Here is a 17,601-nt window from a genome sequence, read left to right on the forward strand (position 1 = left end):
ACAATATGAATATGATCAGTATATTTACAATATATTAAATATACTAACTCTCTTTTTTATGTTATAAAAAAATCGTTTTTATTATAAGATTGAGAAAAAATATGGCGAATAAAATAAATGATCGAATTTCATTATTACGTAATCTTCTCAAACTATCTAGAGCAGATGTAGAAAGGAAATATCAACTCTCACAGGAGACTTTGAAAGCTTGGGAATATGGAAAAAATAACATTAACAATACAAATATTGATTTTCTTTTAAATATATATCGAAATGAAGGAGTCCTTGTTAGCAAAGAATGGTTAGTTAAGGGTACTGGAATATCTCCCACTTCAAGTGTAACTGCAAATAAAATAAATAATGAAGATTTTAATTTTTTAATGGATGAGCCTTTTCAAATGGAAAGAGAAATAAAATTTTTGCTCAATCTAAATCCTGATTATATTTCTTTTAGAGTAAATAACGATTCAATGACACCTAAATTCCAAAGTGATAGTATTGTAATAGGGAAAAAGCGATTTGCATCTGACATATCTAAAACAGTTGGAAAAGATTGTATAATTAAAATTAAAGGCAAAAAAGATATTCTCCTCCGTAGAATTGGCTTAACAGAAAAAAATAAATATATTCTTTCTGTTCTCAATCCAATAGATCTTGTTGAAGACCCAATAATTATTGCAAGTGAATTGGATTTTTCTGCTCCAGTAATTTTTGTTAGATACTGCGATTATTAAGGGTTTAAAATATGAATTTTAATGATAAAGTTGTAATGATTACAGGTGGAACTTCAGGAATAGGAAAAAAAGCTGCATTGGATTTTGCTGAACAGGGAGCAATCGTAAATATAATTGGTAGGAGATCACAAGAAGGAATGTCAGTTGAAAGAGAATTAAAATCTTTTAACAATAAAAATAGATTTTATGAAGGCGATATTACGAATGAAGAAAATATAAGACATATACTAAATTTGATTATATCAAATCATAAAAAACTTGATATCGCTATAAATAATGCCGGTATTGAGGGAATTTGGAGTGAAATTGAAACTATGAGTCTTAAAAATTTTGAAGAAGTCATACAGACAAATATTATTGGAACATTTAATTGCTTGAAGCATGAAATTATTCAAATGAAAAAACATCGGTCTGGTAATATTATAAACATATCATCTATAAGTGGACTCGTTGGTTTCCCAAACGGCTGCCATTATGTCGCAAGTAAGCATGCCATTTTAGGGCTGACTAAAAGTTTGGCTCTTGAAGTTGCACCCCATGGAATTCGAATAAATTCGGTTTGTCCTGGAGCAACTGGAACAGATATGCTTGATAGACTTTCTGATTCTGAAAAACAGTTAAAATTTGCAAAACGACATCCTTTAGGTAGAATTGCTTCCTCAACCGAGATTTCAAAAGTGATTATGTTTCTAGCAGGAGAAGACTCCTCTTTTATCACAGGACAAGGAATTGCTGTCGATGGTGGATATACTATAAATTAAAGGACTTGTTATGTTCAAATATGGGATTTTAGAAGAAAAAAATGCTCAAGATGAACTTTCTAATTTTCTTCATGAGTATAAATTTAAGTCGAAAAATTTAGCGTATTGTTCAATAGGCTTTACATATTATAAGGACAAAAAATCAAAAATTATTATGCAAAACAATGAGTGGATTAAGAGTATTCGGAAAAATGAAATCAATAAATATTGTCCAATTTTTAAAGCGTTTGATAGCACAAGAAATAATTAATTTTTCTCTCAAAATACAATTATATCACGCAAATTGAAAAGAAAATTTTGAATGAAAGAAAAAATTTTGAAAATACAAAAGGCATTTTTATCTTCTCACTGAACATTCTGAATCGAAGGATACTAAAAATGAATGAAAATATAATCGGAACATGGATACTCAAAAAGTTTACTTTTGAAAATGAAACGGGAAGCGTAAATAATTGGGATGAAAACGCAAAAGGTTTGCTAATTTATACAAGAAATGGCTTTATGAGTGCGAGCCTATGTGGCAAAAATGATTCGGAATTTTATTCTGGAAGGTATGAAATAAACGAAAATACCGTTATTCATAAAGTTGAAAACGCAACTGATAGGAAAAAGCTAAATAATAATTTACACAGAAATATAAAATTAAGTGATGATAAAAAAACACTCTTCATTACTGCTGAAGAGTTTTGCCCTGGGAAAGTTTCAAACTTAATTTGGGAAAAGTCGGAATAAAATTTAATTATAGAATAGCAACCTCTATTTTCTATTAAATATATATTATCACTCTAGCGAGGTTTAAATATGTTTAATATCAGTGGTAAAAAAATAGTTTTGTCGGGAGCAACTTCGGGTATCGGCAAAAGCTTCGCCCTTTTTCTTGCGGAGAATAAGTGCGAACTTATTCTTATTGCCAAAAATGAAATGAAAGCAAGTTCTTTAGAAAAAGAATTAATTAAGTTTAATACTAAATTTCATTTTGAAATGATGGATATTAAAAATCCAAAACCATTTCACACTGACAAAGTTGATATGCTTATAAATTGCGCAGGCATTGTGCCTAAATCCCCTTTGCAGGAAATTACAGACAGCTCTTTTAACGAAACAATGCAGACCAATGTCAATAGCATCATTAAATTGTCGAACTTGCTTGTCAATAAAATGCAAAACGGTTCTTGCATTGTGAATATCATTTCAGGAATGGCATATTTAACCAAAGAAAACTACGGAATGTATTCCATCTCGAAAGCGGCTGCGGAACACTTAACTCGCTTTCAAGCGCTCGAGTTTGGTAAACTTGGTATTCGTGTCAATGGAATTTCTCCTGGCTATATTTCAGTCGAACGCAACGCTGAGAACTATGCAAAAGCTAATAAAGAAATCATGTTTCACAATAGCATAATCAAGCGCCCTGGCACTCCGAACGAAATTTTAGGCGCACTGCAGTTTCTTATTTCCAATGCCTCCTCCTATATGACTGGATCCATTCTGAATGTGGATGGTGGTTTTGCTGCGAAAGTTATTTAGATTGTCTTTAATTTTCCCAACCCCCGGTCCGCCTGAAAAGACAATCTTTATCTCACTCTTTTTCAACCGTATTTTTCCTTTGACCCATTAATTTCTGCCATATGTCTTCACTTGGTAATAGCTGTGTTAAGTTATTTAAATGCAATCTAAATTTTGAAAGTTCTGAATAAACATACTTACGTACAAGATTAACTTCCCCCAAGGGTTTCAAATCTTCTGTGCCATGCCATGGCGTAAATGACATATCTTCACAGTATTGCATACTCAAATCACTGTTCGTCACTTGCCCTTTAGGTAACAACAATGTTGCTAGTTTAAAAATATTTTTTTGTCCATTCCATTGCGTTGGCCATTCTATAGTTGAATCCTCAATTGGCATGTTTTTTTTATCCCGCTGTGGAATGACAAAAAATTCATAACAAGCGTTTTCTTTTGCTAAATACTGAGCCAAGCCCTCTTTTAAATAATTGTCATTAACTGCATTTTTAAGGGGTAAGTCCGAAAAGTTTTGCTTTGCACAGGGCTTTGCGGTAAACTTCATCGCATTATTTGCACCGAGTTTATAAGGGGTCTGACTCCAAAACTGGGAACCCAAAGGACTGATTTTCATTTCTTTTAATGACTGGGTCAGTATAACCGCTTCATAGGGGTGAGACTTCATCCACTCTTTGAGTCCATCAGGCCCCCTTGCCGATGCTGTCATCACAGAAATATAGTCCTCAGCTTTGCGTAAAAAGAAAATAGGTGTGTCGATCATAATAAAATCTTGTGTATTTTTTTCACCATTTGCTTCATAGTCATCTAAAAGTTGAGCATTTATTCCAAGCAGTTTTATTGCCATGCCGTGTGAATCGGGAATGAGATCGGATTTTATCTCAGATGTTCCATTCGAAAAACGTACAAAGGCTTTGTATTCTATCTCACGAGCAAAAACACCCTTTCTAAAAACTTTTGGCAAACCTTTTTCGATAATAAATTTACCCACAGCACAGCCATGATGTTTTGCATGCGCACCTCGTTTAGCAGCTCTTGCTTCACCTGGGCGAGAGACTTGTCCTTTTTTTACGATGGATTGAAACATCTGCGCGACGATCTTTTCTAAATTCTCATCACTCTGTAAATATTCTAAGTCTTCAATATTTGGCAAAGAAAGATTTCTATCTAATGGAGATTCAGAGGCTGATATCAGTTCATCCTGCTTTTTTATAGGATTTTCACTTGCAATTGCAAAATTGATGTGTGCAAAAGTAAAAGAGCCTAAGACTATACTTATCGCATAATTAAAAATTTTTATTTTCATAAATTTTTACTTCTATCGTTTTGAAAGTTAGCAACCATGATTTATCTATATGTTAAAATTGAATATTTTTCAAGGTATATATATTTATAAATTAACAAAATAAATTTTTATATATTTTTCTAATTTAAAACATAACAATTCATTTTATAATTAAACAAATATTTTATCTGAAAATATAATATGATAAAATCATCTATATTTCTTAGATCATAATATGAAAGGATTTGTATGTGCAAAAAATTCTTTAAGTGTATTATTTTTCTTTTAATTTTAAAATGTTTGAATTCATACGCAAGTATCAAAGATTTAAGTGTGCGAGGAGATTATTGGTGTCCATATAATTGCAAACCCCAAGATACAAAACCAGGGTACCTTATAGAAATATTACAGAATACTTTTGGCAAAGACAGGATCAATTACGAAGTCATGAACTGGGCACGAGCCATTATTGAAACCCGCAAAGGTGAAAACGATGTTATTGTTGGAGCTGCAAAAGAAGATGCGCCAGACCTACTTTTTAGCACCTCTCTTGGTCTCAGCGACAATTGTTTTTATGCGCTAAAGAATTCAAAATTTGATTTTAAAGGCCTAGATTCTCTTAAAAATGTAACATTAGGAGTGATTAAAGATTATTCCTATTATAAAGACTTAAATGATTATATAAAAAAAAACTTATCCAATAAAAATAGAATTGCAGAACATTTTGGTGATAATATTCAAGAAAGAATGCTTGCAAAACTGATGCTAAAGCGTCTTGATGTCATAGTGGAAGACTCAAACGTCATCGATTATATAATAAAGAAAAAGCCCGAGATGAGTGAGATTGTCAAAATTAAATGTGTTGACGTTGGTAATATTTTTATAGCTTTTTCACCTAAAAAACCTGAGTCAGCCAAGCAGGTAAAAGTTTTAAATTCGCATGTGAAAGAAATGATTAAAAATGGAGAAATGATGAATATTTTAAAAAAATATTCTATCAAACCTTGGTTTAATTGATTATAAAAATACATTTCATAAAGTTAAAATATTTTCTTGAAGATCTTCCGCAAAAAATAGGCTTCTAGTTCTTTTTCATAACCTAATTTTGCATAAAATTGATGAGCATCTGCACGTTTGGTCTGAGTTGCTAAGAGCACAGATTGACAGCCCTTGGATCTTGCCCATTGTTCTGCTGTAAGCATAAGTCCTTTGCCCACACCCTGCTTTCTCCAATTGCCTTCCACAACCAGAGCTCCTATTTCTAAGGTTTTACAACTAAGAAGTGAAGGCGCTTCGAAAAAATGGATAAAACCAATTATATTTCCATCGCAAATGCTCTGGGCAACACGCACTTGGTGATGAGTAAACAAAATAAAATCCTGAAATCTTTTTTCGAATTCATTAGCACTACCAGCAAAACCCAAAACTTCGCAAAGAAAAGCAACTTCGAGTAAATCTTTTATTTCTAAGGATCTGATTGTAAATTCTTTCTTTTTGTACAATTTATTTTTCTCCTACATTAAATCATGCCTCTATATTTTTAATTACGCCCCTGCCAAAAATATCAGGCATTTCTATAACTATGTTTTCCCATGGGGCGGTATGATGAAAGCGCAAAGAAGTCACACCAATATCCATACAAGCTTCATCAATTATTTTATCTTTTTTCTGTTCCATTAAGGAATCATGGTGCGGACCATCCACAAAAACAAACACATTGTTTTGTCCATTGTATGTATATATGAAATCAGGTCTGGCATTTATTTCTGGAATAAATTTTTGCGCTTTATTTGGTAAATTAAAACCACCGTCATAAAGCCATTGAATAAATTTCTTTTCAAGTTCACTTTCACAGGCTTTTAATAGTTTATCGAGCTGAGTTTTTGCATCTTCTCCTGCGACAGTCAATGTTTCTTTATGTGACTTTGTCAGATCAAATAAATAACTGCGAATTAATTTTCGATTGAGTATCGCGTGATCTTGTTGATTGGAGTAACCCATAAGACATTTATAGCAAGCAGAAATACAATATCTACTGTCCATAGGATCCAATATATCTTCACCTGTATCAGGATCATAATGACACAGTTTTAATGCCTCTTTAGCAACCTGCTGCATGCGTCTTTCATCTAAAGAAATTTTACGTAAAGCTCCTGCACCACCCTCTGCAGCTTCATAGAAGAGAATACCCCGCGGCGCTGCTTGATTCGATAAAGTCTCCGCAGACAATTCACTCTCTGCCAACTGAGCAACAATTTGTATGGCCGTTTTTAAGGCTGCTTGAAATGATGCAATAAATTCTTTCGAATTATCTGGAAAGTTATCGAGAAAAAGAGCATTTTTTCTATCTTCAACGTAAGGTACGATGAGTTCTTTTGTTTCAAAATCACTTTCACTGCCTTCTCCAGGCGCTCTTTCCCAACGCCCCCTGTTTTTATCTAATAAAAATCCTCTGAGTGAGTCTTCATCACTCCGCTTTTTCAACCAACCCTCATTCATGCGCCAAAGCGTTGCTCCTGGCCCATAATGGCACGAAAAAAGTAACTCTTTTTGTTCATTTAAAATATTCATTTTTTCTACAATTTTTTCATGCCCTCTCTCAGCAAATCGAAATAGAGAACGTACTTTATAACCATAGCGCGTGCGCTCTTCCTCATCCGCTGAAATCCGATCCACTTTGTGGGTAGAAACATTTTGCATTTGAAAACAATGATCGATGGATTCCAAAGAGTTTGAATAACAATTTTCACAGATATCATAAGTTTTTTCATGTGAAACAATATGCAAATAACCACAATTGTTACAGCATAAGGATTTCTGCGTTAAAATATTGCCATCTACATTACGTTGTGGAAGGATCACTTTGCTTATTTTGTAACGTGATCCATTGTGATAAATCAACGACTGCGGACCAAACTCAGACAGCGCAATAAACCTTGGCCTAGCAAGATATTCTGGTTTTTCCTGATTGTGTCTTCTTTTAAAATAAGAAAATCCTTTTAAACCTGGAATAAATGCAGATAAAGGCAAGCGCGGAAAATTATAGCCAGGAAGAAATCCTTCGCTCGCTAAGTAACGGTAGGGATAAAAATCGGCCGATGTTTTTTCGCGATCATCGCCTCGTAAATATTCAATTTGTGCTTTTGCCTCTTCTATTTCTCTATCAGCCCGCATTCTATCTTCTTTACTGGCTGCATTAGAATTGCTTATTTTTTGCGCTTTATCTCTTTGATTTAAAGCTGATTTAAACAATAAGCGCCAGCGGTCAAAGGCTAAGTCAAATTGCATATAAGCATTTTTAATTATCTCATCGAGCCATTTAGGATTTTTTTTGTACCATTCAGCTTCTTGCAATTCAGGAATAGCATCCAAAACTTTGCGCGCAGCCAGCAGAGCTTTGTTATTAGTATTAATATCTTTCAGCTTTGTTACTTTATCTTCTTTTATAAAAGTATTATCGGGTTTTTCATCATTGAGATCGATCACATCTGTCATTTTCGAACCCAGGCGCACACCTGCGGAGGCAAGCCAAATAGCATGCACATGTGATCGGATTAAATCTTCGTTACTTAAATCAAGGGGTGGAGGTTTTACACTGCCAGCAACCATGTCTTGCGAGTTTCTAAAAAAATATTGATCATGACTGTTCCCAGATGAACAATAAGTATACACAAAAGCAGCTTGTCCTCCACGCCCAGCGCGGCCACTTCTCTGCGCATAATTCGCAGGTGTGGGTGGTACGTTACGCATATTAACCACATTTAATGAGCTAATATCCACACCCAATTCCATTGTCGGAGAACAACAAAGCAGTTGTAAATCACCATTCCTAAATAAACTTTCTCGCTCCTCGCGATCTAAATCGGGAACCTGCGCCGTGTGTTCTGCGGCCCTTATGTATTTTGTGAGCACAATGGGTTCTTGATATAAATCAACAAAAAAAGCCAGAGATATTTCATTTTCTTTTTTAGGTGTGATTTCTCCTTTTTTCCAACATATATCGGATAATTTAAGGCGAACTCCCAATGGAACACCCGGCTTTCTATGCGGTGGTAGCGCAATTCCACAAGCTATCAAGCAACCAAATAAATAAGGAATAAAAGCTTGAACTTTATTTCTTGTTACCTTTTCATCTGGATAAATTTTTATTAATTCATTGCGGATTTTTCTGCCAAAGACAGAATAAGCAGACAGTGAAATACGTGCCATAGACTCATCACTTAAGGGCCCAGGCCAAGCGTATTTACAGTGATCAACATTCTTCTTTCGATCTATTTGCCAGAGCTCTGACAATTCTTCTTCTATCCTACGTTCAATGTGAATTAATGATTCATCTTCCAAAAATTTACTTTCAATACATAAATTTTTCCTAAGTCTTGTCGCGAGATCTTCTAAAAATTCATACAATACTTTCTCATTTAATGAGATAAATATATTTTGTCCCCAAATTCGATCTTCTTCTTTTTTTACTAACTGCAAGACTTCTTCAAAATAATTCCGCGTCACTTCTAAAGTAGAATTTTTTACGCTCGCAAGCTCTTCTTTTTCTTTAAAGCACTCATCTAAAAGCGGAAAAGTGATTTTCAACATGTTTGTGCGGTCCAGACTTGGCAAAGTGATCCGCCAATCTTCTGCACTCAAATCAAGTAAAGCTCTATAAACAAGCAGTTCTTTCAGAGCATCTCTAGCCTTTCGTCTCTGAGCAAAACTTGGATTCTGTGAATTTTCTCGCATGTAGTCCTGCGGTTGCAATGCAGACATTTCAAATGCATTAAAGAGAGCTTCTGCTAAATTATCGAACTGTATACCCGAAGGAGGAGCAACTCTCAGCGCTTGCCACAAGGCACGGCGAATCTGCACAGTGTCGATAAAATCATTGAAATGCCCTGACTGCAAAGAAGCATCTTGGCGATTGTCAGTAAAGCTCATGAGTTTTTTTGCTTTATCATCAATCCCATCGCTTTCACGCAAAGAATTGATCACAGATAAAGCGAGGACAGTGGTCGAGGTGCTACGCCCTTCCGTGCCCAATGTCGCAAGCCGCCAAAAATCTTTTCCACGCGCATTGTCCGTAAAAAAATCGCATTCGAGACAGTAGCGGAAAGGACGGCAAAAATAGGCCGCTATATGAGAATGCTCTTGTTTATTTTCATAAATATCACCTTCATCACTTAAATAAATAATCCTTGGCACATGCTCTTTGTGCGACGTCCCTAATTTTATTTCGCCTTTGCTATTTTCTTCCCACCAGGCATCGGGTAAATTTTCATAGATAAAATTCTTAAATTCATCTTGTGAAATATTTTTATTTTTATGCATATAGACAAAACCCGATTCGCCATTTTTATCACTTTCATCAGAGAGATCGTGACGGGGTTCTAAGTGAGGAGTTGTTTTATGCAATGAATTAGCAAAACGTTTGACCGTGAAATAATCTGCGCCACATTGCCGACAAAAAGCTACGGGATATAATATTTTATTTTTTTTATTTCCATTTTCGTTTGGATCAAGCGGAGCATATCGGGTTATTTCTAAGCTAAAAAAGGATCTGTCTAAACTGGTATAAAGATTCCCACCACGCGTAATAAATTGATGCAATTTAAATGGAAACAAAGCACGATTGTTTTCCCCCGTTAAAGAAACAGCTCTTAAAATATTTTTTAAAGCTTTAATACATGTTTCTTCCGTTAAAGAACAAAGTTCTTTTAATTCCAAAGAAATGCCATTTTTTCCTTCTAAAGGTCTAGGTTTTGAGCGAATTAATTGATTAGATTTTTCATCATATTGAACTCCCAGTTTCGACTCAAGCCAAGAGCATAAGGGATCGGATTTTAAGGAATCTAGAGTATGATTATCAATATTCTTTGCCCATTTTTTTGTACTTTTTTGTAAGCTTAATTTTTCAGAATCACTGCTAAATTGCAATTCTTCAGTATGCCTTTCTAAGGTTTCTCCAATTACATTCTTTGGTAAAATATTGACTCCAAAAATTTTGGATGCACACTCAGCCACTTCTTTTTTAGGATCGCTGCTGTCTTCCGCTGCAATAGTTGCAGAAGTTCCCACGCAAATTATATTTTTAGATCCACTCCGTTCTTTGAGTCGGCGGATGAGCAAAGCAACATCGCTGCCTTGCCGTCCACGGTATGTGTGCAATTCATCGAAAACTAAATAATGCAGATCATGTGTTAAATCAAATATTTTTTGATCTTCAAGCCTTGTTAACATAAGTTCAAGCATCATATAATTTGTAATTAATATATGCGGAGGATCATTTCTTAATTTCTCTCTTTCTTCTTCTTTATCCTGTCCAGTGTAACGAGCGATTTGAATGGGCACATCTTCTTTTGCAAAACCGTAGTTAATATATTTTAATAATTCTTCTTGTTGACTGTTGGCGAGCGCATTCATCGGGTAAACAATAATAGCTTGTATACCCATACATGCTTTTTTTCTTTTTAAAATATCATTTACGATTGGAATAATAAAAGTTAAACTTTTTCCCGACCCCGTCCCTGTCGTAACAACATAATTTTCATTATTTAATGCGCAATCTAAAGCTTCTACCTGATGGGTATATAAATCCAACGGCTTACAGTTTAGTAAATTTAAGTCATCTTTTTGTTTATTGGCTAAAAATATTTTTTCACAGATTGGATGCAATTTATTTTGCTGAACAAGTTCAGTGATATTTGCTTTTCTTTTAAAACCTGGATTCAATTGCACCAATGGAGACGGCCAGAAAGCACCTTTTTGTAGTTCTTCTTTTACAAATAAATCCATCTGTTTATTTTTAATACCAAAAAAACTTGTAACTAAATTTTTATAATCACTGATAACCTTATCACGTAAAGAAAACACATCAAAAAATGACATAATATTTAGAACTCCAAATCAAAAACAGTCAGAGCTTCATCAAGCTCCTCAGCAATTATTTCAACCGGCTTAAATTCTTTTTGTGTAAAAAAACGCTCTACAGGTCGCCAAAATTCTTTTTCATTCAATACTTCAAGCAATGGTGTTGGCTGTCCCTCATAGAGAGCTAAAAAATTTTCTTGCGCACGGGTGATAGCAACATACATAAGCCGACGGTTGTCGATATCATCGGGCCAGTATTTATTATTTGCATCGGCTATAATAATAGAATCAAATTCAAGACCTTTTATCTGATGAATATTTGTGACAGTAACACCTTTGCGAAACTCAAAAGACTCACGTTCACTTTGTCGCACTTCAATTTTTTTAAATTTTAAGAGCGACTGAAGATCATTTTTTAAAGCTTCAATCATTTGCTTATCGTGTAAAACAACACAAATATGCGCATGGGGTGCTTCTTCTATCCGCTTTAAAATAAAATGTGTAATTTGTTCCTTCAATTTAAAATAGGATTGAACAGAAATTATTTGTGGATAAGCTCCTTGTCTGCCTTGTAGAATTTTTTCAGAACCTATCACAGAATCGGCAAGCCACATGATTGGGAGGGTCGAACGGTGGCCCACTTCCAATCTAGTTACTTTTGCATTCCCGAAATTTAATTGCTTTGCAATTTCGTCCCAACCAATAAATTCTTTTTCTGGAAATATTTTTTGATTGGTATCGCCCACTATCGTAACACCGGTGCGAGAGTTAACAGACTCTAGGAGTACCAATAATTGCATCGCTCCAAAATCTTGCGCTTCATCGATGACCAAGTGATCGAATTTAAAAATATTTTCACCTAACAAACCATAGGGCAAACCACCGCGCTTGAGTTGAACAAGTCGTAATAAAAGTGCATAGTCATCGTACTCAACATACTTTCCGACTTTTGCACTGCTCGCCTTTCCTTCGCTTTGTATTATTTTTTGTCTTTGCCCTATTTTTTTTGCTTTTTCTTCCGTCAAACCAGGAATGCATTTCATCAGCCATTCCCAATGGCTTAATAAACTCAAAAGTTCTTCTTTATACAAAATAGATTTTTCATACACATTTTGCAGGAGTATTTCGATCTGCTCCAAACGTTTTTTTTCATACTCATCTTCTTCTTTTAATATGAGTCTTTTTATTTCTTGTCTGAATTCGATTATATCTTGCACATAGGCTGTTTCACTGCGCTTAAATTTAAAGCGGATATTATCTGTATCGTATGCAGGAATTTTCCCCTCAATAAAATCCCATGTTTTTTTAGCTTGCGCCTTCACATAAACTTCCATCAACTGAGAAATCCCTGCGTGGGATTTTATCATCCCCAATTTCTCATTGTCTTTAAAAAAATATTTATCGAATAATTTTTTTAAATTCTTCCCGGAAATGGTTTCTAACTGACCCTTATAAACGCTTTCCAATGCTGAGATTGCCCAGGAATGAAAGGTGTTGATTTCAATTTTATCTTCTAAGTTTAAAGATTTTATACTTTGTTTCACAAAACTCTGCAGGGATTTATTGAACATCACAACTAAAACTTTAGTTTTTTTATTGATCCCGTGTTCTTCATTTTCATCCCACAACAGCCAAGAAACTCTGTGCAGTGCCACCGAAGTTTTGCCCGAACCTGCTCGCCCTTGAATAATAAGAGGTTCAGATGTTTTTTGCGTGATCAGTTCGTATTGTTCGGGTGTGAGTAAGGAAATGAGATCGGGTAAACCTTCTTGTTGGGACTGTTTAAGAACTTGTGTTGTTTTTTCATTCTCTTCTTTGCTTTGGGTATTGTTTAGGTCAACAAAGGATCCATCATCGAGACGAACGATTTTTGCAGTGCCATTTAAATCACTCCATTCGAGGGATTTTAAATAACCCGAATATCCCTCTGCCGCACCAAAAGCTGTTACGGCACCTTGTATACTGCGAAAAGGAGGTTCGAGCTCAATTTCTTCACCAATATTCAATTTTTGATAATAAAACTTCGCAACAGGATGCCTCCAATCGACTATTTTTTCCTCTTTGTTTGCCACTGCGCCTATGCGAAATTCAAAATCTTCTTTTTTATTTTTAAAAGAAACATAAGCATGCCAAGGCGTGTCCAACTCTAATTTCGGGGCTAAAACTTGAAACTCTTCGTTTACGCGTTCTGCAATTTTAATTGGTTCTTTTTCATTCGCTAAGCTCATATTCCTTTTCCTTTACATGTTTTTCCTTTTTTCTATCTGTTCCCTTAATCTGATCATCTAAATTAAAATAGGCAAATGATTTTTTAATTTCTTTTCCTAATAACAACTGCTGTTCTTCTTCTTTTTTTCGTTCATTGTTTAGCAATGAAAGGCGTTCGAGAATCTGCTCCCGCGCTGCAGGAGATGGGGTATAGCGAAACTCACCCTTTTCTAAATATTTACCTGCATCCTGCCCTTCATAAAAATCCATGCCGAGCTCGATATCCTGCCATTGATAGGCAGCCAGCACCGCTTCATTTATTTGTTTGTGCAGATTGCGTAAGGCATAAATATCATCAAAAGGTGGATTTTGTTTGTCCGTTGTTTCGCTATTCGATAATTTCTCGTTGTGAAATAAATTATAAACTTTGGTCAAACCAATATTACGCTCAAGACAAATACTCTTGCGCTGGGCAAGGTATTTTTCTCCCAGAGAATTTAGCATCTGCAATTGCTCCCGACCTGGGCGCGGAATGGGGAAGGTTTCGAAGCAGGATGAAGGTGTGTATCTTCTTCCTTTACCTAAGGTGCTACAGTTTTGATCTAGCCAAAACTCATGCACATGACTTTGTAGCAAAGCATATATTGATTTGTTATTCGTTGGAAAAACAACCAGTGCATCTGAAAATACTTGTTTTGAATCAACTAAGGCAGGCGACCACATTGCTGAATGCCTTGTTATTACAATTGCTTCATTAATTAATTTTAATGCGTTATAAAGATTTGGACGATGTCTAGAATAGCGCCACCACGCAATATCTGTATTTCTTATAGTTAATATATTTTTTGTTACCCTTTCCTCAAGCAGTTTAATTGCTGCATTATAATCACTTGCAACCTTCCCAAGATAATTTAAGCTCGCAATACCTCTTAGTTGAAAATTTTTTTCTACAATATTATTAAAGTTTTGATCAATACTAATATTTTTTTCTATTAATTCCTTCTCTAATTGTTTACTTTCAATTTCCCACTCCTCCTGAGTTGCTCGTCTAAGTGGCCAGTCATAAAAATTTATGGCAAATCTGGACGCTTGCTGTGCAGGATTAGAATTTAAATCTTCTCCATTTAAATATGGAAATAAAATATCATTTGGGTTTTTATTTTCTTTAACTAAATTTTCTTGCATTATTTTTAATTCAGACATTAGCTCTAAAGTAAAAACATTACCAAGAATTAGGCTACCTTTAAATGATTCTTCGGCATTTTCATCTAAAACAAAAATATTTCCACTTTTTCTTGCTGACAGTTCCTCATTTATAATATGAGTTTTTATCCCATTAATTGTCTTTTGCGCATGATCTTTTTCTTTCACAATATGCACCACACTCACCTGCAAGGATGCTATTCCTTCCCATGGAGTCGAAGTGATTGCGTTAGTTATAATACCTCTCCACTTACAGACAATCGGTGTTAAACTTGCATCTTTAGTATAACCTTGGGCAATTGTATTCGTTGCAATAAAACCTAAATTGCCAGTTAATTTTAAGCTCATAAAGTAACGAGTAAAAAAATACGCGCAAAGATCTGTAGTGACGTTCGAATTTCTATTTTGCACCTTTAGAAAATTTAAATATTTAGGGCCTAAGTTTGAACTAATTCTAGATCCCCCCAAAAAAGGGGGATTGCCAAGCACACAGTGAAAACCACCGTCCTTAAAGACTTCGGGCCACTCGAGTTCAAGGTGAAAAAAGTTGTAAATATCGGCCAATCTTTTTGTCTCAGCAAGTTTTTCTGGGGGTAAATTTTCGTTGTTGTGCAAATCCGCCAAGGTGGGCGCGACGCTGTTCCTTTCCTGGTACTGCCAAAAAAAGGCAGAGCACCAGAGGTCGGCCCGTTGTTTTTCGAGCAAGTATTGCTTTTCCTGCTTGAGTTTTAAAAATTCTTTTTCGCGAGAAATACGACTTTTGGCATCTTCAACGTCTGTTTCGGAGAGTTGATTAAAGGCCTCAGCTAAGTCTTCACTTGCTATGCCCATAAAGGGTTCAACCCCACTTTTGAGCTGCTTTTTATTTAAATCCCGTGCATTATTGGCAATGGTTTTGTTGTCCGCCAAGTAAGAAAGTCCACGCTGCGCAGGGTCTTTAAATTCGGGCTGCGCGATATAAGCTGCGTTTGGAATATGGCTTGGCCACAATTCGTAGGCGAGCTCGCGGATTTCTTTTTCGAGTTGTTTCTTTATTTTTAATTTTGCTTCCCGCTCTTTTTCAGGCAAATGGAATGAGTTGCCTAAGGCCGCTATCAACTTCTCCCGCTCTTTTTCGCGCTTGGCGATTTCTTCGCTCAATTCTTTTTGTATGGCAGCGCACATACTCTTGGTTGGCACACCGAGCAGGGCATCGCCCACGCGAATGTGGTGTTCTAAGAAAGTCAGCGGTTTGCCTGCTTCCATGGACTCCATCCAGAGCGCCACGCGACACAGGTCGATCGCCATGGGGTTCACGTCCAAACCATAAATGCATTTGCGAATGACTTCTCTTACGGCCATGCGTAAATCAAGCGGTGGCGGGGAATCATCGCCGGTGCGGAGTTTCGCAATTTCAAGGCCAAGCCGATGGGCGGCAGCCACTAAAAAATGCCCACTGCCGCAGGCGGGATCCAAAATCCTGAGTTTAAACAATTCTTTTTCTTTGTCTTTCGCCGTTTTTCCTTTTTCGAGGGCATCTTCAATCGAAGCTTTTAAAGCAAAATCGAGAACGGAATTCAATATCCGCGTAGGTGTATAATGCGCTCCTGTTACTTTACGTTCGTCAGTAAACTCTTCATTGTTTTGTGCGCCGATAGAAACCCGCTTCAATTCAAAATTAATATTAGGAATTAAAGGTAACAAACTCTCATACACACCACCAAGTTCTTCTGCACCCAAATGGCCCCAATTGACTCTCTGCTTTGTTCCTTTATCATCTTCGGTGAAACAGAGTGAACGGAGTGAATTTAAAAAATATTCATTACTGACATTCGCATCGTTTAAAAAACTGGTTGCTTCGTTTGAAAATAAAAATCCTCCGAGTGCCGGTAACGCAAGACTCGTCAATCCCTCTTCACTGCCTAAGGCTTGGGTGATCAGCTTAAAAGAAAGCCACAGGTCAAAATGCGCGCTGCCCGTTTGTCCATTGGTGGCAAAACTGCGCAAGCGTTCGGTTGAATAATATTTTTTATACAGTTCTCTCGCTTTATTTGCTGCTTTTGGCCCATGCAATAAATTGCGATCTTCGGCAACAAATAAAAAAACCAAGCGATAAATACAACGTAACGTTTGCCGATAGAATTCCTGTTTTGTGCATTCACCAGATTCTAATTGTGCGCGGAGTCTTTCTCCTGCTTCGGAATAGTCGGAGATAAAACCAGACGCCAAGTACTCAATAGCTTTGCTCACCCCAATTTTAAGTTTATCGAGGGCGCGAATGCCGCTTTCCATAGCTTTTTTATGCCAGAGTTCTATTATAATTTCTTTTGATTTCTCTTTTTTTAATAAAAAAACGCTCTTGTGGCATAATAAATATAATTTTTCAAAACTGGCTATGTCGTTCTCGGAAAAAATAAAATCACAGTCGAATTCTATATAGGATTGTCTTGTTAAGCTCGCAGTGTCTCTTAAGAGGCGAATGGATTTCCCATTGGAGATAACCCCCCAAAGATGTTCCGAAGCCGCATTTAAATACTCTTGCATAAGCGAATGCGCTGTTACTTTACGTTCCACAAGCGAGTTTTCATTTGCACTTTCGCGCAATATGGAAAAATTACGCTGGGAGTCGAAATCTTCCCACACACTGGTAAACAACAATGGAATTTGATTGTCTTCAATATAATCTAATTTATATGAGTTGGAGTTCAGTTTTTTTTCTATCCCTAAGGAATTTGGAATGGAATAACCTAATTCAGAAAATAATTCACTTAAAAATTCGATTTTGGTTTTTAAGCGCTCATGATCCAATTCATCTTTATTCCAATCTTTATGACTCAATTGCTTTTCTTCTTGTCTTAGTTTCGACCAAGCATTCCATTTGAGTAAAAGTTCGTTCCAAGATCTGTGAATTTTTTCTTTTAAGCTCTCTGCCCCAGTTAATGAATAAAGTTCACGTTTTATTTTCTGCTCTATATTTCTTTCAGTTAGACTTTCAATAAAATCACGATGAAATAAAGCACCCTCTAAATGAATTGCTGAATTTTTATTTATCATA

The 17,601-nt window shown here is 35.7% G+C and carries 11 protein-coding genes; 6 read left to right on the forward strand and 5 right to left on the reverse strand.

Annotated features, from left to right (window positions below; genetic code table 11):
• The first annotated feature begins 101 nt into the window (after nt 1–101).
• The 5 genes from EZS29_RS11315 to EZS29_RS11335 all read left to right on the forward strand — a co-directional run bounded on the left by EZS29_RS11315 (nt 102) and on the right by EZS29_RS11335 (nt 3,019).
• Entirely contained in the window at nt 102–734 is a 633-nt protein-coding gene (locus tag EZS29_RS11315) for a helix-turn-helix domain-containing protein (protein WP_130610570.1), read from the forward strand.
• A gap of 11 nt (nt 735–745) precedes the next feature.
• Entirely contained in the window at nt 746–1,495 is a 750-nt protein-coding gene (locus tag EZS29_RS11320; protein WP_130610573.1) for an SDR family NAD(P)-dependent oxidoreductase, read from the forward strand.
• 10 nt (nt 1,496–1,505) lie between these two features.
• Nucleotides 1,506–1,745, forward strand: a complete 240-nt coding sequence (locus EZS29_RS11325) for a hypothetical protein (RefSeq protein WP_130610576.1) — start codon at nt 1,506–1,508, stop codon at nt 1,743–1,745.
• 128 nt (nt 1,746–1,873) lie between these two features.
• Complete coding sequence (locus tag EZS29_RS11330) at nt 1,874–2,227, forward strand: lipocalin-like domain-containing protein (protein WP_130610581.1); 354 nt, start codon at nt 1,874–1,876, stop codon at nt 2,225–2,227.
• 69 nt (nt 2,228–2,296) lie between these two features.
• Nucleotides 2,297–3,019: an SDR family NAD(P)-dependent oxidoreductase gene (locus tag EZS29_RS11335; RefSeq protein ID WP_130610584.1), complete on the forward strand. Its 723-nt coding sequence runs from the start codon at nt 2,297–2,299 to the stop codon at nt 3,017–3,019.
• Between the two features lie 52 nt (nt 3,020–3,071).
• Here the strand turns inward: EZS29_RS11335 and EZS29_RS11340 are convergent, their stop codons facing one another.
• A complete protein-coding gene (locus tag EZS29_RS11340; protein WP_130610587.1) occupies nt 3,072–4,319 on the reverse strand; it encodes a catalase in 1,248 nt (415 codons plus the stop codon).
• A gap of 228 nt (nt 4,320–4,547) precedes the next feature.
• Here EZS29_RS11340 and EZS29_RS11345 point away from each other — a divergent pair, with 228 nt between their 5' ends.
• The gene (locus EZS29_RS11345; protein ID WP_130610590.1) at nt 4,548–5,315 is read left to right on the forward strand and encodes a substrate-binding periplasmic protein; all 768 of its coding nucleotides are present in this window, start codon (nt 4,548–4,550) and stop codon (nt 5,313–5,315) included.
• A gap of 23 nt (nt 5,316–5,338) precedes the next feature.
• On the opposite strand, the gene EZS29_RS11350 is transcribed toward EZS29_RS11345, so the two are convergent.
• Genes EZS29_RS11350 through EZS29_RS11365 form a run of 4 tightly spaced genes read right to left on the reverse strand, consistent with a single transcriptional unit; the run spans nt 5,339 to nt 17,600 of the window.
• Nucleotides 5,339–5,800, reverse strand: a complete 462-nt coding sequence (locus EZS29_RS11350) for a GNAT family N-acetyltransferase (protein ID WP_130610593.1) — start codon at nt 5,798–5,800, stop codon at nt 5,339–5,341.
• 22 nt (nt 5,801–5,822) lie between these two features.
• Nucleotides 5,823–11,174, reverse strand: a complete 5,352-nt coding sequence (locus EZS29_RS11355; RefSeq protein ID WP_130610596.1) for a DEAD/DEAH box helicase — start codon at nt 11,172–11,174, stop codon at nt 5,823–5,825.
• A 5-nt stretch (nt 11,175–11,179) separates the two neighbouring features.
• Entirely contained in the window at nt 11,180–13,384 is a 2,205-nt protein-coding gene (locus tag EZS29_RS11360; RefSeq protein ID WP_130610599.1) for a UvrD-helicase domain-containing protein, read from the reverse strand.
• Entirely contained in the window at nt 13,368–17,600 is a 4,233-nt protein-coding gene (locus EZS29_RS11365; protein ID WP_130610603.1) for an Eco57I restriction-modification methylase domain-containing protein, read from the reverse strand. Before EZS29_RS11365 ends, EZS29_RS11360 begins: the two co-directional genes overlap by 17 nt.
• Nucleotide 17,601 lies beyond the last annotated feature (1 nt).

It is taken from the genome of Fluviispira sanaruensis (genome assembly GCF_004295685.1).
GTDB classification, from domain to species: Bacteria; Bdellovibrionota_B; Oligoflexia; order Silvanigrellales; family Silvanigrellaceae; genus Silvanigrella; species Silvanigrella sanaruensis.